Origin of the sequence: Micromonospora phaseoli, from assembly GCF_900109115.1 — a bacterium.
Taxonomy (GTDB): domain Bacteria; phylum Actinomycetota; class Actinomycetes; order Mycobacteriales; family Micromonosporaceae; genus Micromonospora; species Micromonospora phaseoli.
In genome coordinates, this window is record NZ_FNYV01000001.1 from 574,023 (window position 1) to 596,102 (window position 22,080).

Here is a 22,080-nt window from a genome sequence, read left to right on the forward strand (position 1 = left end):
GGTAGCGCGACGATCCCTGACGGGCGTCACTCCTGCGCGTTGTGCGACGGGCGGGCCGACTGTGCCGAGCGGTATGCGCGGGCGACCGTGGACGACGTGGCGGCCAGTTGCGGACGGGACGGCAACCAGACCGTCTGAATGCCGAGTTGTTCGTTCATCGCCGCGAGCTGGTACTCGTAGCGAAGGTCGGCGGCCGTGCGCAGGCCGCGGACGATGACCGTGGCACCGCGACGCAGACAGTAGGCGGTGGTCAGGCCGGTCCAGGTGTCCACCTCGACGTTGGCCCAGGCTGCCGGCATGGTGTCGCGTACGCGTGCGGCCCTGGCCGTGGCCTCGGCGGTTGGTTGCTTGTCGGCGTTCACCGCCAGCAACACGATGATCCGGTCGAACATCACCCGAGCACGGGCCACCAGGTCGCGGTGCCCCGGGGTGAACGGATCGAACGTACCGGGATAGACCGCCAACGAACCGTGCGCCCGTGCCACTCCACGATCCGACGTGGCCGTCACCGCGACTCCCACCACATGGCCACGATCATCCCAGCCGTACCTGTGCCGACCCGACTGTGGGCCATGTCGTCACCGACCACCGCCGACACCCTGGTCTGCCGCCGACAAGACGCCGGATGCCGATCACGCTGCTCAGCAGCGGCTGGTGGGGGCTGCCGGCCCCGGCGGTCGCCGCCGTCGGCCTCGGAATCGCCCTCACCGGCACCGCACTGGGATACCTCCTGCTGGAACGCCCGTTCCTGCGGTCCCGGGGCGGCGAACTCGCCCGGCCGGGCCGGCCTGGGGTCCCCTTGACACGCGTCGCGGTGCCGGCCCGGATACCGTCGGGCGAATGAGGTTCGGTTCGGAGGAGGCGTTCGGCGAGTGGTGGGCCGAGCGGAGGGCCACCCGGTGAACGACTTCGCCGAACGTGCCGAGCGGCACCGGGGCGAGCTGCGGGTGCACTGCTACCGGATGCTCGGGTCGTTCGACGAGGCGGAGGACCTGGTCCAGGAGGTGTTCCTGCGGGCGTGGCGCGGCCGGGACGGCTTCGAGGGCCGTTCCTCACTGCGCGCCTGGTTGTACCGGATCGCCACCAACGCCTGCCTGGACTTCCTGGACGGCCGGAGCCGCCGGACGCTGCCCGACCAGGCCGATTCGCCGGACGGCCCGTGGTTGCAGCCGTTCCCCGGCCACCTGTGGGAGCCGGTGGCGTCGAGCGCCGACGACCCGGAGGCCGCGGTGGTCGCCAAGGAGACCCTGGAGCTGGCGTTCCTGGCCGCCATCCAGCACCTGCCGCCGAGGCAGCGCGCCGCGACGATCCTGTGTGACGTGCTGGGCTGGCCGGTCCGCCAGACGGCCGAGGCCCTGGACGGCAGTGTCGCCTCGGTCAACAGCGCCCTGCAGCGGGCCAGAGCTACCCTACGCGCCCACCTGCCGCCCGGCCGGTCGGACTGGGCCCCGTCAGCCCCGCCCACCGACTCCGACCGCAGGATTCTGCGCCGCTACATGTCCGCGGTGGAGCGCGGCGACCTGACCGAGGTCGCGGAGTTGCTGGCGCGGGACGTGCGGGCGACGATGCCGCCGTACCCGGAGTGGTTCGCCGACCGCGACGGCGTGCTGGCAGCGCTGTCGGCGAGCTGGGACGCCGGCTCACCCGACTACATCGGAACGCTGCGCATGGTGCCGGCGAGCGCCAACGGCGAGTTGGCCGCGGCGACGTACCGGTGTCCGCCGGGCGGGCACGCGTACGAGCCGTTCGGTATCGGCGTGCTGCGGGTCCGCGACGGCCGGATAGCCGAGATCGTCGCGTTCCACGAGCCGGCCCTGTTCCCGTCGTTCAACCTCCCACCCACCCTGGACCGATGAGGTTCCGCGGTGGATGCCGTCTCAATACCGCACGAGGTAATCAGCCGGCAGAGGAGACAGCAGTGAACGACATCGAACCGCAGACCGCGAACGGCAAGGTGCTCTGGCACTTCACCATGTCCCTGGACGGGTTCGTGGCCGGGCCGAACCACGAGATGGACTGGATGATGACCGGCATCTCGCCCCAGCCGGGCCTGATCGACGAGTACGTCAGGACCACCGGCGCAATCCTGGGCGGCCGGCGCGGCTGGGACCAGTTCCCGGATCCGAGCATGGTCTACGGCGGCGACTGGACCGGACCCATCTTTGTGCTCACCCACCACCCCGAGGACGCCGAGCCCGCCGACGGCGTCACGTTCCTCGACTGTGACGTGGCCGAGGCGGTGCGGATCGCGCTGGCCGCGGCCGGCGGCCGGAACGTCGAGGTGCTGTCGCCGACGATCGGCGGCCAGCTTCTCGAACGCGGACTGCTCGACGAGATCAACCTGCACATCGCGCCCGTGCTGCTCGGCGACGGCATCCGGCTGCTGGACCTCCCCGGTGGCCGGCCGCACTACCTCCACCGGGTCGGTGCCGGCGACCCCACGGCCGAGCTGAGTGTGCGGTACCGGCCGGTCAAGCCTTGACCGGAGCGCGCTGGCGTTGAATCTTCCGCGGCTGGCCGGTTCCCGTCGCCTGCCGCCCTCTGAGTGGCAAGGTGTTGTCCATGAACAGGAAGCAGGTCGACGATTGGATCGCCGCCTACGAGCAGGTGTGGCGGACGCCGGGCACGGACGCGCTGGTCACGCTCTTCACCGAGGATGCGAGCTACAGCCAGGGGCCGTACTGGACGCCCGTCGTCGGCCTGCCGGCCATCGCCCGGATGTGGGAAGAACAGCGCAAGGGTCCGGACGAGGTGTTCCAGATGACCACGGAGATCGTCGCGGTCGACGGCGACACCGCGGTCTCGCGCCAGGAGGTCCGCTACGGCGATCCGGTCGACCAGGAGTACCGCGACCTGTGGATCATGCGGTTCGCCGATGACGGACGTTGTCGGTCGTTCGAGGAGTGGCCGTTCTGGCCGGGACAGCAGCCGGCCAACCCACCGGAGGGATCGTGACCGAGGAACTCGCGACCCGTCACCTCGCCCGGTCGTGCCGCCGCCATCGACGAGTTTGACCGGCAGGTGGTAGAGAGCCTGCGCGAATGGGTACGGGGGCACCCGGCGGACAGCGTGAGCCGCCATCCATCCCCTGATCAAGGAGAGCTCCATGTCGGTCCAGGCATTTCTCTACATCGTCGCCGTCATCCTGCTCGTGCTCGCCGCCCTGCCACTGCGTACCCGGGGCGTCTCGCTCGCGCTCCTGGGTGCCGCTTTCGCCCTGCTCGCCTACGCCTGGCCGGTGATCACCGGCTGACCTGTCGATGAGGTCCGTCGTCGGTAGGCCGGCAGCCAGAGCATGGAAGCCGGCCTACCGCTTTGCACCCGGGAACGGACTGCGTCCACCGCGACGGCGGGAACGCGAGACGGTGGTGCAAGCGGTACCAGGTCCGTGGGAGTGGATGTCTGCCGGTCTAATTCGCTGCGATCCGATCGAGGAGGAACCGCGCGGTGATGTCGACAACGTCGTCGAAGTGCGCGCCGTTGCCGGGGTAGTGGAATCCGTGCGCGGCGTTCTCGTACTCGCGTAGCGTGCACTCGTTGCCAGCGCGCACCATCGCGTCTCGGAACCGCCGCACACCTTCGATCGGCTCGATCTCGTCGCGGGTGCCGTGGTGAATCAGCATCGGCGGATTTCCTGACCGCACGTACCGGATCAGCGAGTAGTCGGTCAGTCTGCCGGCGGCGATGCCGACCTGGTGTTCGAGGTGGCGTCGCACTGCTGGGTCGAACAAGCGCAGATCCGTCCCTGCTGGATTGAGTGCCACGACGGCTGCGACGCCGGGCTCCGGTGCCGGGGCGGGCTCGCTCGGGGCGATCATCGCGGCAGCGAGGGCGAGATGGGCTCCGGCCGAACTGCCACCCGAGGCCAGATGTGGGGCTTCCAGGCCGCGCAGCGCGGCCAGCCGGCCGAACTGTTCGACCGCGCGCCGAACATCGGCGATGCAGTCGTCGATGCTGGCAGCGCCCTGACCGAGCAGCCGGTACCCGGCTGACACCGCGAGGATTCCGCGCGACGCCAGTTTCTGGCAGTGCGGGGCGAGCCCGTCGGCCGATCCCTCGCGCAACGCGCCGCCATGGAACACGACGATGCCGGTGCGGGGCCGCGTCCCATCGCCCGGCTCGAAGAGCAGCAGGGGCAGTTCCCTGCCGTCGGCAGCTTGATAGAGGGTGGACGACTCGCGGCAGGCCGTCATTATGGACGGCATCCGATCATCGACCACATGCGGCTGCAAGCGGATTGTGCCGGCCTCATCGTTGGGGACGTTGCTAGACCGTCGCCAGGATCATCGCCAGCTCCGCTGGGCGCGTGAGCATCGGCCAGTGGCCGGAGTCGATGTCGACCAGGGTGACGTGCTTTGCCCGGGTCAGTTCGGGCAGGTCTCCAGCGGCGATCCACTCGCGCGCCTGGGCCGGCGTGAACTCGGGGCACACCATCACGACGGGTACGTCGAACCGCCGCTCGTCCGTCAGTTGTACGACGCCCCTGGCCACGCCGGCGGGGACCGGGATCGCCGCCGCTGCGAACGCTTGCCGCGCCGGCTCGTCCAGGTCCGCCGCGTCCGCTCCGTCGAACGGCTCCCAGCCCGGGAACGGCATGACGCCGTCGACGATCGGGAAGAAGTCCGCATACGGCTGCCCGTTGCCCGACGGGAACCCGCCGATCAGCACCACCTTGGCCACCCGTCCGGGCCGTGCGTCGGCCGCCAGCCAGGCCAGGGTGCAGGCGGCGGAGTGCCCCACCACCACGGACCCGCCGGGCTCCGCGTCCACGGCGGCGAGCACCGCGGCCACCTGGTCGGCGAGCGTCGCCGAGGTGTGCCCGTCGCCCTGGCCCGGCAGGGTCACCGGCACCGCGTGCCGGCCCCGTTTCGTCAGCTCGGTGGCGACGCCGCTCCACGCCGAACCGTCCAGCCACAGGCCACCCACGAGCACGATCTGTTCTCCGGTCATGCGATCAACCTAGAACCAATTCCGGACGATCTGCTTCCGGTACCCTGCTCCTTGTGTCGACTGGTCCGAGCCCGACCGCCCGGGCGCTGCGCGCGCTCGAGATCCTGCAGGCCCGTCCCGGCACGACCGCAGACCAGCTCGCCTCGTCGCTGGGCGTGACGGAGCGGGCCGCGCGGCGCTACGTCGGCATCCTCCGCGAGGCCGGCATCCCGGTCGAGTCGACTCGCGGCCCGTACGGGGGCTACCGGCTGGGCCGGGGCACCCGGCTGCCGCCGGTCGTCTTCACCGAGGAGCAGGCACTCGGCCTGGTCATGGCTGTGCTCGACGGGCAACCGGCCGCGATCGACGCCGACGACCTGGTCGGCTCGGCGCTCGGCAAGGTCATCCGGGCCCTCCCCGAGAGCATCGGACGGCAGGCGGCGGCGCTGTGGGCCTACGCCTCGGCCGCCCCGGACCGGCAGTCGACCCGCCCCGACCCCACCATCATCAGCGCGCTGGTCACCGCCGTCGCCGACCGTCGCCGCATCCTGGTCACCTACCGGAGTGAGAGCGGCGAGCAGTGGGACGCCGAGGTCGACCCGTGGGCGGTCGTGGTGCGGCACGGACGCTGGTACCTGCTGTGCCATTCGCACCGCGCGGACGCGATCCGCACCTACCGGGTCGACCGGATCCGAGCCACGCGGCACACCCCGCACGGCTTCACACCGCCCGGCGACCTGGATCCGGTCGCCGCGCTCGAGGAGAATCTCGGCACTGGCTGGAAATACCCCACCCGGGTGGTGTTCGACGCGCCGCGGGAGAAAGTGGCGCCGTGGATCCGCCCGCCGATGGGCCGCCTCGAGCCGGACGGCGACCGGTGCGTGCTGGTCGGCAGCACCCGAAACCCGGCGATGTACGCGCAGGAGTGGCTTGCCACCGTCCCGTTCGATTTCGTTGTGGAGGAGGGTGCCGAACTACGCGCCGCCGTGGCCACGGTTGCCGCCCGCTTCGGCGCGGCGCTTTCACCTTCATCGGAAACACAATCGCGAAGTAGATGCTGATTTCTGGGCCGTAGCGAACCTCAGACCACGCCGTCGGCTCGCCGCGTCTGCTCGACCGTCGGTCGCCAACCGGTCCGGGCCCGCGGGTGCGGAGTGTTGGCGTCCGTCGCGGCCTGGACGAACTCTTGTACCCGCGTGGTCGTGTTTGCCTCCAGCCAGATCGGTCCGCGCTCGATGGGTGGGGCGTCGTGGATCGGTACGTAGGCGATGTCGGGGCGGGGGTGGTAGTGCTCGGTCTGCTCGCCCACCGGCAGCACGCCCCGGCCCATCGCGACGAGGGACAGCATCTCGGAGAAGGTGTTGCCGTGCGGGCCCTTGGGGATCATGCGGCCGGACGGCGTGTGCTCGGGCGTGCGGTCCCGCTTGAACGCCGCTGACGTTATCGCCGGATACTGGACGACCGGGTGGTCGGCGAGCACCTCCAGCGAGACCGACTCCGCGTCGGCCAACGGGTGTGTGACGGCCACCGCCAGCACGCGCCGCTCCACCATGAGCGCGGGCCCACGAGCCATGCCGTCGAACGGGTACGAGGCGACGAGGATGTCGATCGAGCCGTCCAGCAGGCTGGCCCGTGAGCTGGACAGCTGCACCTCGCGTACGTCCACGTCGCAGTCGGGGTGCCGGGCGGTGAACAGCTTGACCGCCTTGAGCAGCACCGGCGCGAGGTACTCACCGAGGAACGCCACCCGGAGTTGGCCGGTCACGCCACGGCCGGCCTCGATCGCACGGCGCAGGGCCGTGTCCATCTGCTCGACCACCGGGGCCAGGTCGTCGGCCAACTGCCGGCCGATGGGCGTGATGCGGACGACTCGACTGGTGCGCTCGAACAGCGGAGCCCCGACCCGCCGCTCCAGCTTCCTGATGACGTGGCTGATCCGGCCGGTGGTCACCCGCAGGCGTTCGGCGGTACGACCGAAGTGCAGCTCGTCGGCGAGCGTCAGGAAGGTCTCGATCTCGTGTCGCTCCAGCATCCCGCCGCTCTTTCGTTGAATCCGGCTCAACGATCGTAGTCCGATCATGGCTTGGTCGGCGTCGCCCTTTCGCGAATCGTTGGAGGCACCACTGAGCGAACGTTCCCCAAAGGGATCGAGAGGAACGATCATGAAGACGACAAGCGTCGACGACTACCTGGCCGGACTCAACGCCGCACTGAGAGAGACGGCCGAGGTGGTACGCCCGGTCATCGACGGGACGCTGGCGGACGCCGCCGGGGTGATGTGGCACGGCAACCCGGTGTGGGGACTCGGCGAGGCCCCGGGACGGCAGCCGATCTGCCTGCTCAAGGCCTACACCTCGTACCTCACCTTTGGGTTGTGGCGCGGCCAGGAAGTCACCGATCGGTCGGATCGTCTGATCCCGGGCGCCCGGCAGATGGCCTCGGTGCGGCTCTCCACCACCGCGGACATCGACGAACCGCTCTTCGCCGACTGGCTGCGCCAGGCGCGCGCCCTGGAGGCAGAGTGAGCATCGTGCAGGTCAGGGCTCTCGACCACCTGGTCCTCAACGTCGAGGATGTCGAGCGATCACTCGCCTTCTACTCGACGATGCTCGGCCTCGAAACCATGCGCGTCGACGAGTGGCGGGCCGGGCGGGTCCCATTCCCCTCCGTCCGGATCACCCCGGACACCATCATCGATCTGGTCCAGCACCACCGAGGCGAGTCGAACGTCGACCACATCTGCCTGGTGGTCGACCCGCTGGACTGGCACGACGTCATCACCGCCGGCGTGTTCACCGTCCTCGAAGGACCGGTGAGCCGCTACGGCGCCCGAGGCGAGGGCCTCTCCCTCTACGTTCAGGACCCGGACGGCAACACCGTCGAACTCCGCTGGTACCCGGCGGACGCGGAACCGGCGAGACTCCCCAACCCGTAACCGACAGCTCTGGAAACGCTGGACGGGGGGTTTGCCCGGCTCGACGGTGGGGATGCGCGATCGTGCGGGTAGACATCAATGAACCAAGGGCAGCCGAAAAGTTCTGGGAGGGCATGCGGGAGGTGGCTGCTGCCGCTGCCCGGCACCAGGACTACGACCTGTACAAGGCGATTGTCACGATCGGTAGATCGGCCCTGGCACAGGGTGTCGAACTTGTGCCATCCAGCGGGCTGTTCCTCCAATGTCCCGTTTGCAGCGCCCTGCCGGGCCAACAATGCATCAACGTGCCTAGCCACCCTCTACACGACGACGCTCTCCACCCACAACGCACCGAATTGGCCAGGAAGGCGATAAGCGGGGAAGTGCCTCTTCCCCGTCCACTCCGCTGACGCCCCCGTCGGCGTCAGGGACTACCTGGAGGCTGATCGGTCGGCCTGCCTCGGCGCTGCTCGTACCGCCTTGGACCGATCCGGCGCGATGGGTGGACCGAGGAGTAGGCCGCCAGCAGTTGGTCGAGGTAGCGGCTCGCCGGATAGGCGGCGGCCGCGTCTCGGCCCGCCTCGGCCAGCCGCTGGTGCAGCTCCGGGTCGCAAAGCACTCGACAGAGTGCGGCGGCGAACGGTGCCGCTCGCGGCGGTGTGCTGAGCCGGCCGACCTGGGCTTCGTTCGGGTTGGCACCCGGACGGGTGGCCAGCGCCGGATCGGCGAGCACGAGCGGGAGGCCGACCTGTTCTGCTTCCAGAAGCACCAGGCCCTGGGTGTCGGTGGTCGACGCGAAGGCGAGCACGTCGGACATCCGGTAGTACCCGCCCATCCGCGCGTGCGGGACCGGCGGCACGATCCGCAGCGCATGAACGACCCCGACCTCGCGGGCCAGGCGCAGCAGGGCGCGGCGCCGCTGCCTGACGCCGAGCATCACCAACTGGGCGTCGGGGATCTGCCGCAGCAGTTGGGCGAACGAGGCGAGCAGCAGGGACGGATTCTTTTCCGGGGTGGCCCGGCCGACCGCGAGCACCACCGGTACGGCCGGGGGGATGCCCAGTGTCCGACGGATCTCCGTCCGGTCCAACGGGTCGTCGGCGAGTGTCAGCGACGTCGGCACTGTCCGAACAGGTGGCGTTCGGGCGAACCCGGCGAGACTCGCCGCGGTCTTGTCCGACGGCGCGAGGATGAGCGAGACGCGATCCATGAACGCATCGCCGAGGCGAAGCAGCTGATCCTGGCGTCCAGTGCCGGGCCGGATCAGGCGCAGGTAGTCGCGGGCCGTCCACCCGAGCCGGAGATGCAGGGCGGCGAGTGCGGCGCCGATCTGAATCTCGGGGAAGAAGGCGGAGTAGGCGAGTAGGTCGATGTGCCAGGTCATGACGACGGGGATCCGGTGCCCTCGGGCGTACCGCAGCCCGCCGATCCCGATCGGCCCGGTCGTGTGGATGTGCACGATGTCCGGCAGCGGCCGCCGAGCGGCGAAGCGCGGCACGCCGAAGCGGATCTCGCGCAGTGGCACCGGCACCGAGCGCACTCGGTAGGGCTCGCCCCGGCCGCCCAACAACGGCGCTGGCTGGTAGAGCTGCACCTCGTGGCCGGCACCCCGCAGCAGCGACACGGTGGCCGCGACGGCGGTCGCCACGCCGTCGGGGCGATCCGGGTGGCTGTCACAGAAATGGGCGATCCTCATGCCATTCGACGCCTCCCCGGATACGCCTCAGCCGACCTCGGGGCTGGAGCAGGTGGCGAAGCTCAGCCTGAGGCCGTCCTGGATGGTCGGCCCGGTGCAGGTCTGGCGCTCCACGTTTCCGGAGCCGAGCCGGTCAGCCCGGGCGTCGGTGGTCACCTCCACTTGTCCGTCGGCGGTGACGGAATAGCTGGTGGTGATGGGGTCGCCCTCGATCGTCGGAAGCGTGACGACCAGTTGGGCCGGCTGCCGGGTCTCGGTGGCCTCGATGACGCATTGCAGCGCGTCGGGTGGCAGCTCCTGGCCCTGGCGGAGGGTGAGTGTGCCGCAGTCCCGCGTGCCCGCTGCTGTCGGAGGTATGGACGGCGAGGAGGTTGGCCCAGCGGCCGGGGTCGGCTGGGCCGCACAGCCGGCCAGCAGCGTTGCGACGGCCAACGCTCGAAACCCTGGTGCCCGCATGGTGGGTCGGACGTCGCGGCGCCCGGCGCGGTTCCACGTCAGGCGGCGGATCACCGGACGGTGCTGGGCGCGCTCCCCGGGGACTCGACGCGCTGTGGCGTTTCCAGTTCGTCACGCAGTTTTAGCGAACGTTGCAGGAGAGCGCCGACGAGGTGAATATGAACCTCGATTCTTGTTGTGACTTCCGCCATGTTGACAGACGTCGGGCGGGCCTCTTTCCGGGTGCCGAAATGCCCGTCACGGCAACCCCTCGGACGGCAGTGACCTGACAATTCACGTAGGTGAGCGCGGAAAAGTCGACATCCCTTTCGGCCCGTTCTTGATCAGGTCGATCCGAACGGTATTGCCGACGACACTTCTCGGTAACCCCGGGCCCCGACGGATTCGCTAACTTCGGCAACGCCCGGCAGGGGGCCGGGAAGATCTGGGAGAGGGAGCATGCGCAGAAAATTGATCCAGCGATTGATCGCCGGGGTCACTGTGGGGGTGGTGCTGGTGCCGCTCGCCCCGTCGTCCGCGTCCGCGTCCCCGACTCCGGACGTGCAGTGGGCGCCCTGCGAGCAGGATTCCAGTGCCCTGTGCGGCACCCTGGAGGTACCGGTCGACTGGGCCGATCCGGATGGCCCGACCATCGAGTTGGCGCTGGCCAAGCGGCCGGCCACCGATCCGGCGGTACGCCGTGGGTCGCTGATCGTGAATCCGGGCGGGCCGGGTGGCTCCGGCGTCGACTCGGCGCTGTGGGCCAGTTATGGCGACGAATTGCGTCGTCATTTTGACATCGTCGGATTCGACCCACGTGGGGTGGCTCGCAGCTCGCCGATCATGTGCACGTTGGACAGGATCCTCGATTTGCCGAGCGAGCCGATCACGACGCCCGGCTCCTTCGCTGCGATGGCCACCGCGAGCCGGGCACTGGCCGATGACTGTCGCGCCAACAGTGGGCCGGTATTCGACCACGTGGACACGCTGCAAGTGATCCGGGACATCGACGCCATTCGGGCGGCGGTCGGTGACGCCGAGCTTAATTTCTTCGGTATGTCGTACGGCACGCTGATGGCCCAGCAGTATGCGGAACTGTATCCGCACCGGGTACGCGCCATCGTCGCCGACAGCACCATGGATCACAGTCAGGACGCCCGCGGCTTCGCTGTCACCCAGGCGGCCACCGGGCAGGACTCGTTCGACGAGTTCGTGGCCGGCTGTGCCCGGCTGCAGCAGTGCGCCCTGTACGGCCGCAACATCCGCCAGTTCTGGCAACGGCTGCTCGACCGCGCGGCCCGGGGTGAGCTGCCGGACCCGGACGACCACAGCTACAAGATCACCCAGCAGGACCTGGTCAACTTCGTGCTGAACAACGTGAACCACCAGCCGTACTGGCTTGAGATCGCCGCCGAGTTGGAGCGGGTCGACTCGGGACGGCCATGGGGGACGTCGGTGCCGGCGACGGCGCGGGAGTCGGCCGAGGCGGAACCGACGGTCGTGGCCTTCGCGTACCAGGCGGTCCTCTGTCAGGACTGGAACCTGACGGCACCCAACTTCACGCAGTGGCGCTCCATCGCCGCCGCGGCCCAACTCGCCGCGCCGGACCTACCGAACCCGCCACGGGCGGCGGTCGGCGCGATCTGCCTGGGCTGGCCGACCCCGGCGAACAACCCGCAGCGGCGGATCACGCCGACCAACGAGGCGAAGCTCCTGTTCGCCAACTCGCTGCACGACGCGGCGACCGGCTACAACTGGGCGCTCGGTGCCGCCGACCAGTTCGGTGACCGTGCCGAACTGCTGACCTACGAGGGCTGGGGGCACATCGTGTACGGCCGGGTGGCCTGCGCGGACGAGGCGATCGAGGCGTACCTGATCGACCTCGTCGTGCCGGCGGAGGGTACCCGGTGCGCCGCGGCACCGCCGCCCGGCACGACCTCAGACGGTGCTCGTGGTCGGGCACCGAACCAGGATGCCGGCCCCGCTGCGCAGCCGATGGTCCCGCTGCGCGGTGAGCCGGAGCTGCCGACCTGGCTGTTCTGACCGATGAGGGTGGAGGTGGCCGGCGCGCCGAGGCGAGCCGGTCATCTCCGTCGCTGGCGGCAACCGACCGTTGAGCCCGGGTCTCAGCGGACGAGAAACAGCACAGCCGGGGCGATCAGCAGGGCGAGCATGGCGCCCCGGAGCAGCCGGGACACCCGGGGTGAGCAGGCGAGCGCGACGGCGGCGTAACTGGCGCACCAGGCCAGCGCAGGGAGCGCGACCGGCGGTGCCCCCGATGTCCCCGTGGTCTTCTGGTACACGCCCACGGCGTAGCTTCCGGCAGCCAGCCCCGCGATGGTCACTGTGGGCGCCACCCATGCGGGGCCGGTCAGCGCCAGTACACCCCAGCTCACCACGACCAGCACCGGCAGACCGAGCACCAGGGCGAGGTGGAGCAGACCCAGAGAGTCCTCGGCCGGTCGGTCTGGCTCGCTCAACGCCTGCCACGTCGCGCCGATCACGGTGCCGATCACCGCACCGAGCAGTGCGGCAATCGTGACCCGCCAGACCGAGGATGCAGGCAGTCTTGAGTCGACGAACCCCGGGCCCTGCGCCGCCGCCGACGCGGGCCGCGAATCGGATGGTCCCGACGACGGCTCGGACACGACATTCTCCTTCCGGACGGACCGGCGTCCCCGCCCGTGAGCGGGGACGCCGGGGTGGCGCAGTGAGCGCCAGGGGCGCCGGTCAGCTCCAGCGGTAGCCGAGCGCGGAGAGCCGGTCGGAGACCGCCCCGCCGTACGCTCGGAAGCCGTTGGCGTTCGGGTGGAAGGAACCGGCACCGAAGTACGAGTCGTTCGGTTCCCCGTCGTCGTCAGCGAAGCGGAACGCATCGCCCAGTATGTAGCCGTTGAGCCAGTTCTCGGTGGTGTCGGCGGTGCCGAGCTCGTGCCCGGCGAAGTCGGCCCGTACGTCGATGCCGTTGATCTTGTTGGCGATGTCCGTGTAGAGCAGTTCGGTGGTGGCCACCCGGGCCATGTCGTTGAGCCAGTCGACCTCCTCGGCGGTGATCCCGATCGACACCCCGGGCAGCGGGTTGATGTCGTACGTGGTGCCCGACTTGAAGATCTGCGGGTAGCCGGCGAGCACGATCCACGCGTTCGGTGCTCGTTGCCGGATCTCGGTGACCACCCGGCGCACGTCGAGCTTGATCTTGTCGCGGAAACGGGCCGGAACCGCCACCGTCATCGGTTGGCTGTCGCCGGGCAGAGTGAAGCCCGGTTCCATGCAGTTCTTCAGCGCGCACTCACCGAACACGTCGGTCCAGCCGGCGTCGTTGCCGCCGATGGTGAGCATGACCAGCGTGGTGTTCTCGTCCAGGAAGCCCTGGTCGATCTGGGTCAGCTCCCCGTTGGAGGTGTCCCGAGGGACGTTACCCATGGCGTTGGCCGGTGCGGGCTGCCCCGCCGCCGTCCTGGTGGCCATCACGTGGTGGGTCTGCGCCCCGGCGCAGGCGATGTGGTGGAAGTCCACGTTGGTGTGCAGGCTGTCGGAGAGGCTGCCCAGCGACCGACCGTCCGGTGCCCCGGTCAGCACGACCTGCCGTGCCCAGCCGTGGGCGTTGCGCCGGCAGGAGTTCTTGAAGGGGCGGTCGTCGCCGTACTGGTCGGAGACGCGGGTGTACTCCCCGGCTCCCTCGCCGGAGGAGAACGAGTCGCCCATGCCGACCACGAAGTGCCGGGGCTTGGCCGACAGCGGCTGCACCGCGATCGCATCCCAGACGATCTTGTGGACTCCGTCGCCGTCCTGGGAGACCGTGGAGAGCTCCACCTTCGGGGTGCCGCTGCCCCGGAAGTCGAAGACCCCCAGGTCGAGCCACTTGTGCTGCTGCCATCGGGTGGGCACCGAGCGGTGCCGGGTCGAGGTGCTCTGACCGGGCAGGTAGATCTTGTAGTCGGCCTGCCGGGTGTACGCGGCGTGGTCTGGGATGTGCACCAGGACCCGGGTCCACGCGTTGGTGGGGTTGATCGTCCAGGTGCCGGTGATCTTCATCTGGTCGTTCAGGTTGCCCTCCTTGCGGGTGTAACCCATGTAGAAGTGCCCACCGAACCCGCCACCGAGCTGATGAAAGTCCACCTTGGACGGGTATTCACCGAAGTAGTTGCTGCCGAACCGGAGTCCGAAACTGCCCGCGTTCGACCAGGGTCGGCCGCAGCCGGAGCGGACCGCCGGCACCCCGTCCGGCAGGTTGTCGATGACCCGGGCGCCGGAGGGCAGCCCGGACAGGTCACACCGGGGCGGGAAGCTCGTGCCGTCCTCCTGGTAGGCGTACCCCGGATCGAAGCGCAACACCTCGTTGCCGCAGTCACAGGCCAACCCCGGCCCGCCCTTCCAGGCCACCGGCTGGTTGTACCAGCAGCGCAGGTCGTAGTAGCCGGCCGCGTTGCGGTGCGCGCACGGCCCGGCCGGCTCGCCGATCACATCCGGGTCGTTCGGCACATAGCGGCCCGTGGGGTCGCAGTGGTTCGTGGCGTCGCAGAACTGCTCCCTCGGCGGCTTCACCGCGGCCCGCGAGGCCACACTGGACCACCACGCGGCCCGGTATCCGGCGACCAGGGTCGTCGGTGACTCGCTGATCTCCACCGGGTGCCCGGCCCAACCCATGATCTTCTCCGGGTACGGCCACTTCTGCGGCGTCCGCGCGTCGGCGTAGGTCTCCTCCAGGAACGGCTTGCGCACCGGGTCGTACCGTGGGTTGATCGGGTTGTTCAGCCAGCCCACACCCCACGGCGACCCGTCGCCCTTGTCGGGGTAGAAGCCCGAGTTGTACGCCCAGATGGCGAAGAACCAGTTCTCCATGTACGCCGGGTAGCCGTTGTTGACGACCAACCCCGCCGACCGGGTCTGGTTCCACTTGTCCTGCAGGATCTGCAGCCCGGCCGCGACGTTGACGGCGAAGTCCAGCGCCACCGCCCGCTGGGTCTGGTACGGCAGCGCCGTCTCGCCCGGCTTCTCCCGCCCGGCCAGCCGCATCCGGTCGGTCACCTGCGCCACGCCGTAGCCGCAGTCGGCCTCCTCCCAGCGGATGTCCCAGTCGTCGTCCGGGGTGTCGTTGTAGACGTCGCGGCCGTAGAAATTCCCGATCAGCGGGTTGCCGGTCACACCCGGCAGCGCGTACCGCGACGCCTGCCACATGTTCGACTCCTGGGCGATGATGCCGAGCATGATCTGGGCCGGCACCCGACCACCACCGAGCAGATCCCGGCGCGGGAACAGGCCCTGCGGGGTGTACGCGGGCATTCCCAGGTTCTTCCAGTTCGCCTCCCGGGTCACGTGCAGCGAGTTGGTGATCGCCTGGTTCACCGCCCATTCGACCTGCCGAGGCTTCGGTTGCAGCGCCTGGTTCCGAGGGTCGTTGCGGGGGACCGAGCAGTACCGCTCGGCCTCCACCGGGTCGGTCGGCGAACCGGTGGCGGCGGCTCGGGCACCGGCGGTCGGGCCCTCCCCAGCCGGGGTGCCGAGCTTCGGATGCGCGGCCCGGCCGCTGGCGGCGGCGGTCCCGGTCGCCTCCGGCCGCACCTCGAACGCGACGTCGCCGCCGGTGCCGAGCGCCGTGGCGCTGATCTGGACCTGCTCCGGCACCCCGGGCTCCCGGGTCGCCGCGCGTGGGTCGCCGCTACCCGGGCTGGTGACCCGGGTCAGGGCGAGCTGCCCAAGTGAGGAGATCTCGCTGTGCTGCGGGGCGTCGACCGCGCGGATCCCTGCCGGCAGCGCGCCGACCCGGTCGGGCCGGCCGGTGAGGAAGACCCGGCCGGCGGCGCCCCGGGCGACGCTCAGCTCGCCCTCCGCCCCCTCGGCCAGGGTGCGCACGGTGGCACCGGCGCGCGGCGTGGTCCGCTTGACGCGTACCCGCTGCTCGGCCAGATCGAGGAAGACCAGGCCGTCGGAGCCATCCGGGACCAGCCGGAACGGCACCCCGGAGGCGGGCGCGATCCGCCGCGTCGTGCCGTCCGGCGCGACGTCGACCAGCGCGCCGTTCGCCGCGGCGACGACCGCGTCGCCGACCGGCACCGCGGAGGTGACCTCGGTGGCCAGCTTCACCGGCGCCGAGACGGTGCCGGCGGCAGCGTCCACGGTGCGTAGCCGACTCTCCACCCGGGTCGCCGACGGGTCGTCCACCAGCTTGCCGCCGAACTGCGTCACCACGGCGGTCTCACCGGCGCCACAGCCCGGGTTGAAGTACGCCAGCGAACTCTGCACCGGCAGCTTGCGCACCGCGCCGCTGCGGAGGTCGACCACCGCCGTGAACCCGCCCCGGTCGAACAGGTCCGCGTCGTTGGTGAACGTACGCGGCGCGTAGACCACCACCAGCCGGCGACCTGATCCGGTCAGGCAGGCGTTGCCGATCCACTGGTCGGCGTCGAAGCCCGGCTCGGCCAGGCTGGTCACGGTGCGCCAGGTGTAACCGGTGCGGGCGTCAGCGGCGAGCACGTGGAATCCCTCGGCGTCACCGAAGGTGGTCCAGGCGACGTCCTGCGACGAACGCCAGCCCTTCGCCAGCAGCGTGTCCCGGCGGTCCGGGTCGACGGTGTCCGGCTGCGTCCGTGGTGCCGATCCGGCGCCGGCATCCGCTCCGGTCGTCGGTGCGACACCGTTTCCGGGACCGCCACCAGGGTTCGGTGCGGCGCTGGCCGGCCCGGCTGCCGCGCCGACCGTCAGCAGGGCGAGCGTGCACGCCGCCACCGCTCTGAATCTGGAAACTCTCACAACCGCGCCTCCCAGGGGTCACCCGGCGCGGGCGTCCTCTGGGTGCCGCCACCGGGTCGGCGCGAGTCTGCCGGCGGCTGTCATCGCCGCCCCACCACGGCGCCATCGCCGCCGACCTGGAATCACCCGCCGCGGCCGGGGCTACCGGGACCGCAGGCCGGTCGGTTCCGGTCGCTGGTGCGATCGTGTTGCGCTCCCTGTTCGGGTTGTCCGTCGGCCGGGTGGGGACGCGACGCACGCCCCCACCCGGCCGGTGGGCATCAGCCGTTGTCGATCAGGCTGGCGATCTCGTTGTAGATGAGGTGTGCCTTCGCGCCCTGGTTGGACGGGCAGCCCCCGAGGTGGTGCAGGGCGATCACCCGGTGGCTGCTGTTCAGCACCGGCGAGCCCGAGTTGCCGCCGGAGGTGTCGCAGCTGTAGCTGATGTTCCAGGTGTTGTAGTTCGCGTTCCGGACGGTGCATCGCGCGCCGTTCTGGGCGTCTTCGAAGATCGACAAACGCTTCGGGCTGCCGTCGCCGTGCCCCGGGATGTACATCTGAGTGCCGGTGGTGGTGGCGGTCGTCGCCAGGTAGAGCGTGCCGAACCCCTGGATGGCGGCGAAGTTGTTCACCGAGAACAGGGCGTAGTCCAACTGGCTGGAGCCGCCACTGCTCACCCGGTAGAGCGTGGCACCACTCACCTTGGTGCCGGCGCCGGGGTTCGCGCCGCCGCAAGTGGCGCACTGGTAGTTGAACTGCATCTCGCTGCCGCTGACCGCGGCCTGCGTCGAGAAGCAGTGCTTGTTGGTCAGCATGCGGTTGGTGTTGCCGATCCGCCAGGTGGTGCACATGCCGCCGCCACTGATCAACAGCCGGGCCACCGCGTTGCCACGGGCGTACTCGGTGGGGTGGCTGCTCTGGTAGCAGACCACGTCGCGGCGGGCATCGGTGCTACAGACGGACTGCGTGGAGAAGTTGTACTGCGCGATCTCCGTGCGGTCGTAGCCGCGCCAGAACCGGTCGATGGTCGCGGCGCTGCCCCGGGAGGCACGGCTGCTGTGCAGCGTCACCACGGCGGTGTCACCCTCCACCGACATCGCCCAGAAGCCCGGCTGTCCGTCGGTGGTGTAGTCCGAGCCGGTCGCCCGGTTCAGGTGGCGGTCGTACCGGTAGCTCTCCCGACCGTCCGGGCTCGACACGGTGACGTACTCGCCGGGGGCCAGTCGAAGGGAGCTGAAGTGCACCTTGACGTACGTGGCGCCGGGGTGCTGGATGACCTGGGTCCGGCCGCTGCGCGCGTACGACAGCGAGCCGTCGACGGTGCGCAGTTCACCGACTGTCGTCACGCCCTCGGCCGTGAACTGATCCGACTCGGGTGCCCGGTCGGATTGTGGAGCGAGAGGCTGAACCGAGTACGCCTCGGCGGGTGCCGACAGCAGGCTCAGCCCGAGCGTGCAGGCGCTGAGCGTGACAGCCACCGTTCGCAGGCGTCGCAGGGCATGTTTCATCGTCGCTCCTCCCGAGGAACCGGAACCTTAACGAGTGTTAAGTCTTCTTACCCGAGGCGATCGATGCATGCAAGAGTGTCGATGTTAAGTGGTCGAGAAGTGACAACCCTGGCCGAGGTGGCAACGCACGGTGGCGGCCACCGCCCGTAATGGGCGGTGGCCGCCACCGACCTACCTCACCGGCTCGGCCGCGCCGGACTTCGCCGGCTCGGCGTCAGGCGCCGGGCCTCACAGGTTGGCGCAGTACCCGATGCTGAAGGTGCTGGCGCCCGCCGCCAGGGTCCGGTTCCAGTCCACGCCACTGATCCGGTAGCTGCCGTCGGACAGCCGCTTCCGTTCGAAGTTCCAGGCGTTGTAGATGTCGCCTTCGAGGTCGACGACGGCGGACCACTTGACTGCCTTGTCGCTGTTGTTGGTGGCGGTGATGGTGGCGCAGTAGCCGCCGCCGCTGTCGGAGTTCCACCGGGCGATCCTGGTCAGGACGACCTCCACATTGGAGCCGGCCACCAGCCGGCCGACCCCCCACCGGGCGGTGGTCTGGTAGCCCACACCGTTCGGCTCAGCCCAGTTGCGGATCGCCGTACGAGCGCCGTCCGACGCGTCGTTGACCTGGAAGTCCAGGCCGTGGAACGTGTCGAGGCCACCGTATTCGAGCAGGCTGATCGCCGCCTCGACGGTGTACCCCGTATCGGTACGGACGACGGCGCTCGCCAACCGGCCCGCCTGGAACGCCTCGTCGCCCGTACCGAACGAGACGACGTTGTCGGCGCTGATCCGGATCTGGGTGTCGTCGTAGCGGTAGGAACCGTTCTTGGCGTTACCGGCGTCGACGTAGATCTCGACCGAGTCCTGGGTCCACGGGTCGGAACCGGAGACGTCCACCACCGGGTCGGTGACCTCGGCCAGCACGTAGAGCGTCTGGTCGCGCCAGAGCGTGCGGACCTTCGCGGTCGCACCGTCGGTGCCGGAGACCTCCTTGTCCGTGGTCACCGCGCCCGCCTGGGCCCAGACGCCGTCCACCGTGCCGTCGATGACCGGCCCGGTGGCGACCTGGCGTACCTCCAGGTACGACAGCTCCTCCACCAGGGTGAGGGTGCCGAGGGCCCCCGGGGTGTTCCAGCCGGAGGTCACGCCGTTGTCGCTGACCCGCACGTCGAGGGTGAGCGTGTCGCCCTGGGCGGCACCGGTCAGCGGCAGGTGGGCGACCAGGTGGTAGCCGCCGTCCCGCTGGGCCGCCACGGCCGGCACGTCACCGGTGCCGTCGCGGGAGACCTGGTACGTCTCGTCGCCCACCACGAAGCTGACCCGGTCGTCGTCGGAGACCGTGGCGTCGGTGACCGTGACGTACGCGGTCAAGTGGTCCGGCGCCCAGCGCAGCTGGAACCGTGCCGTCTCCTCCACCGGGTGCAGCGGGAGCTTGCGCCAGGTCAGGTCCGTCGGAGCGTCGTCGGTGAGGGGCACGTCACCGGCGAAGACATTGGCGGTACGCAGCCGTGCCGGCAGCTCACCGTCGACCGCCCCGTAGTAGGCGGGCTTGGCCCGCAGGTTGTCGTCGAAGAGCAGCGGCGCACCGTTGCCGGACCGCCACGAGCGACCGTCGGTGAGGCCCCAGACCGTGACGGCCAGCAGATCGTCGCTGTACGCCCGGAAGATCCGGAAGGCGTCCCGGTAGTAGTAGCCCTGCTCGATCAGGTTCGCCTGGCTCACCGGGGTACCCGTGGTGACGTCGAGTTCGGTGACGGCCTGGGTCACCGGCAGCTCCGCGAACGTCTCCAGCGCGGTCTCCAGGCTGCTGACCGGCATCGCCAACGAGACGTGGAACTGGTGGCCCACGCCGTGCACCGGCACGCCGCGCGCGAGCAGCCGATCGACGAGCGCCCGGTAGCGGGCCTGCTTGCCACTCTGCTCGGTGTTGTAGTCGTTGATGAACAGGGTGACCGGGTCGCTGCCCTCGACCGCGTGGACGTCGTTGAACGCCTCGTCCGCGTACTCGAAGGTCAGGTCGATGAAGGTCTCGCCGAGAATCCGGTACCACTCGCTGCGGCGCAGGCCGTCGGCGTACTCGCCGCTGTCGCTGACCACCTCGTTGACCGCGTCGAACGCGTACAGCGGGTTGGTGGCGGAGCCGAACGGCCCGTACCGCTCGCTCAGCGATTCGGCGACGTCGAAGATGTGGGTACGCAGCCGGTCGCGCAGCAGCTGCTGGTCTGCCGCGGACGTGGTCAGCGGCTCGCCGGACGAGTCCTGGAAGAACCAGGCCGGGGTCTGGCTGTGCCAGACCAGCACGTGGCCGTAGACGCGCAGGTCGTTGTCCCGGGCGAAGTCCATCATGGCGAGTGCCTGCTCGTGCGGGCGGAAGTTGCCCTCGTCGTCGTACCAGGCCTCGGGCTTCATGTGGTTTTCCGGGGTGATCTGGTTGAAGTGCCGGGTGAGCAGCTCGGCCGCCCCACCGACCGTCTCCCGGCTGTCGATCGCCACGCCGACGGGGAAGTCGGTGGTCTCGTGGATGCCGGTGAGGTCCTCGATGACCGGAGGCTCGGGCACCCGTACGACGATGTCGTCGGCGAGGAAGTCGCTGGTGTTGCCGGGTACGTCCGCACCCTGCCAGCGGGTCTCGAAGTAGAGGAACGCGCTGTCGGCGGCCGGCATGGTGAACCGGGCGGTCACCTCCGTCCATCCGGTGTTGGTGACCGTCTCGAACTGGGCGAGAGTGCTGAACGACTGGCTGTCGCCGGTGGTGCTGGCCAGGCTGAGCCAGATCTGGTCGCTCGGCTGGCCCTCGGCGAACCGCAGCCAGGCACTGAACTCGTAGCTCACACCCGCCTCGAACAGGCCGGTCACGTCACGGCCCAGGCCGGCGCCCTGGTTGACCCGGTCGGTGACCAGCGCCGCGGAAACACCGCCGTGCGCGACGTCGGTGAGCGCGACGCTCGGGGCACCCGGGCCGCCGTCGCGTGGGCCCCAGCCGTCCAGGCCGTCCTCGAAGTCCGTGTCGATCACGACCGTGCCGGGCTCCGGTCCGCCCCCGCCGCCGTCCGGCGCGGTGATCAGGACGTCGTCGAGCAGGAACGGAGTGCTCCCCTCCGCCTCGACGTAGAGGGTGGCGGCGCTGAGCCCCGCGGGCAGCGTGTAGTCGCCGCCGATCTGCACCCAGCCGTCCGCGGTGGTGGGGACGTTGCCGCCGATCCAGGTGTAGGTGTTGTCGCCACCGTCGGCCGGGGTCGCCTCGACGGTGAAGTGCACGCCGGCGGTGCCCTCGGTGCCGGCCGGCAGCTTCACCCAGGCGGTGACCGAGTACGGCGTACCGGTTTCGAACAGCGCGGTCGCGCTCGTCGCCGGGCCCTGCCAGTTCGCCGTGCGGCCGGTGACCGACAGGCTGTTGTCGCTCTCGTGGCCCTCGTCGGTGATGGCCAGGGTCACGTCACCGCGTGGTCCCCACGGGGCGTATGAACCGGACTCGAAGTCGTTGGAGAGGACGACCTCCGCGGCGGCGGCCGGGGCGGGCGCTGCGGCGATGGCCGCGATGAGCGCGGTCGAACAAAGTGCCGCGAGGGTCCGCGACCGGAGTCGTGATCGATGGGAGAGGTTCCAGAGGCGCATCGGTGGTCCCTTTACGCGAATTGGATGGTGGTGGGGGTGTGCCTGACCTCGGTTCCCGGAGGGATCCAAGCGCGTGCATGCTATGCCGGGGGTTCCGCTGTGGCCAGGACTTCCGGAAATTACCGGTAGACGCCGGGGCGATGACGGCACGTCAGCGGCGTGGCCGGTGGCCGGGGTACCGGTGGTTTGGTGCCGGGGTACGAAACCTGTCGAGCTGATGGCCCGGATGGATCGCGGCCAGCGTCCGGCGGGTGCAGCGTCTGGCGGGT

The 22,080-nt window shown here is 70.0% G+C and carries 19 protein-coding genes; 9 read left to right on the forward strand and 10 right to left on the reverse strand.

Going from position 1 to position 22,080, the window contains the following annotated elements:
- Positions 1 to 26 precede the first annotated feature (26 nt).
- Positions 27 to 485 carry a pantetheine-phosphate adenylyltransferase gene (gene coaD / locus BMY89_RS02710; protein WP_232521018.1) on the reverse strand — a complete coding sequence of 153 codons (459 nt, stop codon included), beginning with the start codon at positions 483 to 485 and terminating at the stop codon, positions 27 to 29.
- Between the two features lie 140 nt (positions 486 to 625).
- Between coaD and BMY89_RS02715 the strand changes: the two genes are divergently transcribed.
- The 5 genes from BMY89_RS02715 to BMY89_RS30230 all read left to right on the forward strand — a co-directional run bounded on the left by BMY89_RS02715 (position 626) and on the right by BMY89_RS30230 (position 3,253).
- Positions 626 to 844 carry a hypothetical protein gene (locus BMY89_RS02715; RefSeq protein ID WP_092374235.1) on the forward strand — a complete coding sequence of 73 codons (219 nt, stop codon included), beginning with the start codon at positions 626 to 628 and terminating at the stop codon, positions 842 to 844.
- Between the two features lie 55 nt (positions 845 to 899).
- A complete protein-coding gene (locus BMY89_RS02720; RefSeq protein WP_092375455.1) occupies positions 900 to 1,856 on the forward strand; it encodes an RNA polymerase subunit sigma-70 in 957 nt (318 codons plus the stop codon).
- A 62-nt stretch (positions 1,857 to 1,918) separates the two neighbouring features.
- The gene (locus BMY89_RS02725; protein ID WP_092374238.1) at positions 1,919 to 2,482 is read left to right on the forward strand and encodes a dihydrofolate reductase family protein; all 564 of its coding nucleotides are present in this window, start codon (positions 1,919 to 1,921) and stop codon (positions 2,480 to 2,482) included.
- A gap of 80 nt (positions 2,483 to 2,562) precedes the next feature.
- The gene (locus tag BMY89_RS02730; RefSeq protein WP_092374241.1) at positions 2,563 to 2,955 is read left to right on the forward strand and encodes a YybH family protein; all 393 of its coding nucleotides are present in this window, start codon (positions 2,563 to 2,565) and stop codon (positions 2,953 to 2,955) included.
- A gap of 151 nt (positions 2,956 to 3,106) precedes the next feature.
- On the forward strand, positions 3,107 to 3,253 hold the full coding sequence (locus BMY89_RS30230; RefSeq protein ID WP_170147593.1) for a hypothetical protein: 147 nt from the start codon (positions 3,107 to 3,109) through the stop codon (positions 3,251 to 3,253).
- A 157-nt stretch (positions 3,254 to 3,410) separates the two neighbouring features.
- Here BMY89_RS30230 and BMY89_RS02735 read toward each other — a convergent pair whose 3' ends face one another.
- On the reverse strand, positions 3,411 to 4,232 hold the full coding sequence (locus BMY89_RS02735; protein ID WP_146610362.1) for an alpha/beta hydrolase: 822 nt from the start codon (positions 4,230 to 4,232) through the stop codon (positions 3,411 to 3,413).
- A 34-nt stretch (positions 4,233 to 4,266) separates the two neighbouring features.
- Entirely contained in the window at positions 4,267 to 4,950 is a 684-nt protein-coding gene (locus tag BMY89_RS02740) for an alpha/beta fold hydrolase (protein ID WP_092374247.1), read from the reverse strand.
- 53 nt (positions 4,951 to 5,003) lie between these two features.
- Here BMY89_RS02740 and BMY89_RS02745 point away from each other — a divergent pair, with 53 nt between their 5' ends.
- On the forward strand, positions 5,004 to 5,990 hold the full coding sequence (locus BMY89_RS02745; protein ID WP_092374250.1) for a helix-turn-helix transcriptional regulator: 987 nt from the start codon (positions 5,004 to 5,006) through the stop codon (positions 5,988 to 5,990).
- A 20-nt stretch (positions 5,991 to 6,010) separates the two neighbouring features.
- Here BMY89_RS02745 and BMY89_RS02750 read toward each other — a convergent pair whose 3' ends face one another.
- A complete protein-coding gene (locus BMY89_RS02750) occupies positions 6,011 to 6,961 on the reverse strand; it encodes a LysR family transcriptional regulator (protein ID WP_232521019.1) in 951 nt (316 codons plus the stop codon).
- 130 nt (positions 6,962 to 7,091) lie between these two features.
- Here BMY89_RS02750 and BMY89_RS02755 point away from each other — a divergent pair, with 130 nt between their 5' ends.
- On the forward strand, positions 7,092 to 7,454 hold the full coding sequence (locus tag BMY89_RS02755; protein WP_092374253.1) for a DUF1801 domain-containing protein: 363 nt from the start codon (positions 7,092 to 7,094) through the stop codon (positions 7,452 to 7,454).
- On the forward strand, positions 7,451 to 7,864 hold the full coding sequence (locus tag BMY89_RS02760; protein WP_092374256.1) for a VOC family protein: 414 nt from the start codon (positions 7,451 to 7,453) through the stop codon (positions 7,862 to 7,864). Before BMY89_RS02755 ends, BMY89_RS02760 begins: the two co-directional genes overlap by 4 nt.
- A 403-nt stretch (positions 7,865 to 8,267) precedes the next feature.
- On the opposite strand, the gene BMY89_RS02765 is transcribed toward BMY89_RS02760, so the two are convergent.
- Complete coding sequence (locus tag BMY89_RS02765) at positions 8,268 to 9,539, reverse strand: glycosyltransferase (protein ID WP_092374259.1); 1,272 nt, start codon at positions 9,537 to 9,539, stop codon at positions 8,268 to 8,270.
- A 27-nt stretch (positions 9,540 to 9,566) separates the two neighbouring features.
- Positions 9,567 to 9,971 carry a hypothetical protein gene (locus BMY89_RS02770; protein WP_092374262.1) on the reverse strand — a complete coding sequence of 135 codons (405 nt, stop codon included), beginning with the start codon at positions 9,969 to 9,971 and terminating at the stop codon, positions 9,567 to 9,569.
- A gap of 462 nt (positions 9,972 to 10,433) precedes the next feature.
- Here BMY89_RS02770 and BMY89_RS02775 point away from each other — a divergent pair, with 462 nt between their 5' ends.
- Complete coding sequence (locus BMY89_RS02775) at positions 10,434 to 12,017, forward strand: alpha/beta hydrolase (protein WP_092374265.1); 1,584 nt, start codon at positions 10,434 to 10,436, stop codon at positions 12,015 to 12,017.
- Between the two features lie 83 nt (positions 12,018 to 12,100).
- On the opposite strand, the gene BMY89_RS02780 is transcribed toward BMY89_RS02775, so the two are convergent.
- The 4 genes from BMY89_RS02780 to BMY89_RS02795 all read right to left on the reverse strand — a co-directional run bounded on the left by BMY89_RS02780 (position 12,101) and on the right by BMY89_RS02795 (position 21,811).
- Positions 12,101 to 12,622, reverse strand: coding sequence for a hypothetical protein (locus BMY89_RS02780; protein ID WP_139217888.1), 522 nt, complete (start codon positions 12,620 to 12,622; stop codon positions 12,101 to 12,103).
- Between the two features lie 82 nt (positions 12,623 to 12,704).
- Positions 12,705 to 16,700, reverse strand: a complete 3,996-nt coding sequence (locus BMY89_RS02785) for an SGNH/GDSL hydrolase family protein (RefSeq protein ID WP_092374271.1) — start codon at positions 16,698 to 16,700, stop codon at positions 12,705 to 12,707.
- Between the two features lie 284 nt (positions 16,701 to 16,984).
- A complete protein-coding gene (locus tag BMY89_RS02790) occupies positions 16,985 to 18,211 on the reverse strand; it encodes a trypsin-like serine peptidase (RefSeq protein WP_092374274.1) in 1,227 nt (408 codons plus the stop codon).
- Between the two features lie 228 nt (positions 18,212 to 18,439).
- Complete coding sequence (locus tag BMY89_RS02795; protein WP_170147594.1) at positions 18,440 to 21,811, reverse strand: endo-1,4-beta-xylanase; 3,372 nt, start codon at positions 21,809 to 21,811, stop codon at positions 18,440 to 18,442.
- Positions 21,812 to 22,080 lie beyond the last annotated feature (269 nt).

Bases quoted from the DNA above. Each gene is read 5' to 3' on its own strand.
- BMY89_RS02755 (WP_092374253.1), top strand. From the start codon at position 7,092: ATGAAGACGACAAGCGTCGACGACTACCTGGCCGGACTCAACGCCGCA.
- BMY89_RS02715 (WP_092374235.1), top strand. From the start codon at position 626: ATGCCGATCACGCTGCTCAGCAGCGGCTGGTGGGGGCTGCCGGCCCCG.
- BMY89_RS02765 (WP_092374259.1), bottom strand. From the start codon at position 9,539: ATGAGGATCGCCCATTTCTGTGACAGCCACCCGGATCGCCCCGACGGC.
- BMY89_RS02775 (WP_092374265.1), top strand. From the start codon at position 10,434: ATGCGCAGAAAATTGATCCAGCGATTGATCGCCGGGGTCACTGTGGGG.
- BMY89_RS02740 (WP_092374247.1), bottom strand. From the start codon at position 4,950: ATGACCGGAGAACAGATCGTGCTCGTGGGTGGCCTGTGGCTGGACGGT.
- BMY89_RS02750 (WP_232521019.1), bottom strand. From the start codon at position 6,961: ATGCTGGAGCGACACGAGATCGAGACCTTCCTGACGCTCGCCGACGAG.
- BMY89_RS02730 (WP_092374241.1), top strand. From the start codon at position 2,563: ATGAACAGGAAGCAGGTCGACGATTGGATCGCCGCCTACGAGCAGGTG.
- BMY89_RS02795 (WP_170147594.1), bottom strand. From the start codon at position 21,811: ATGCGCCTCTGGAACCTCTCCCATCGATCACGACTCCGGTCGCGGACC.
- BMY89_RS02790 (WP_092374274.1), bottom strand. From the start codon at position 18,211: ATGAAACATGCCCTGCGACGCCTGCGAACGGTGGCTGTCACGCTCAGC.
- BMY89_RS30230 (WP_170147593.1), top strand. From the start codon at position 3,107: ATGTCGGTCCAGGCATTTCTCTACATCGTCGCCGTCATCCTGCTCGTG.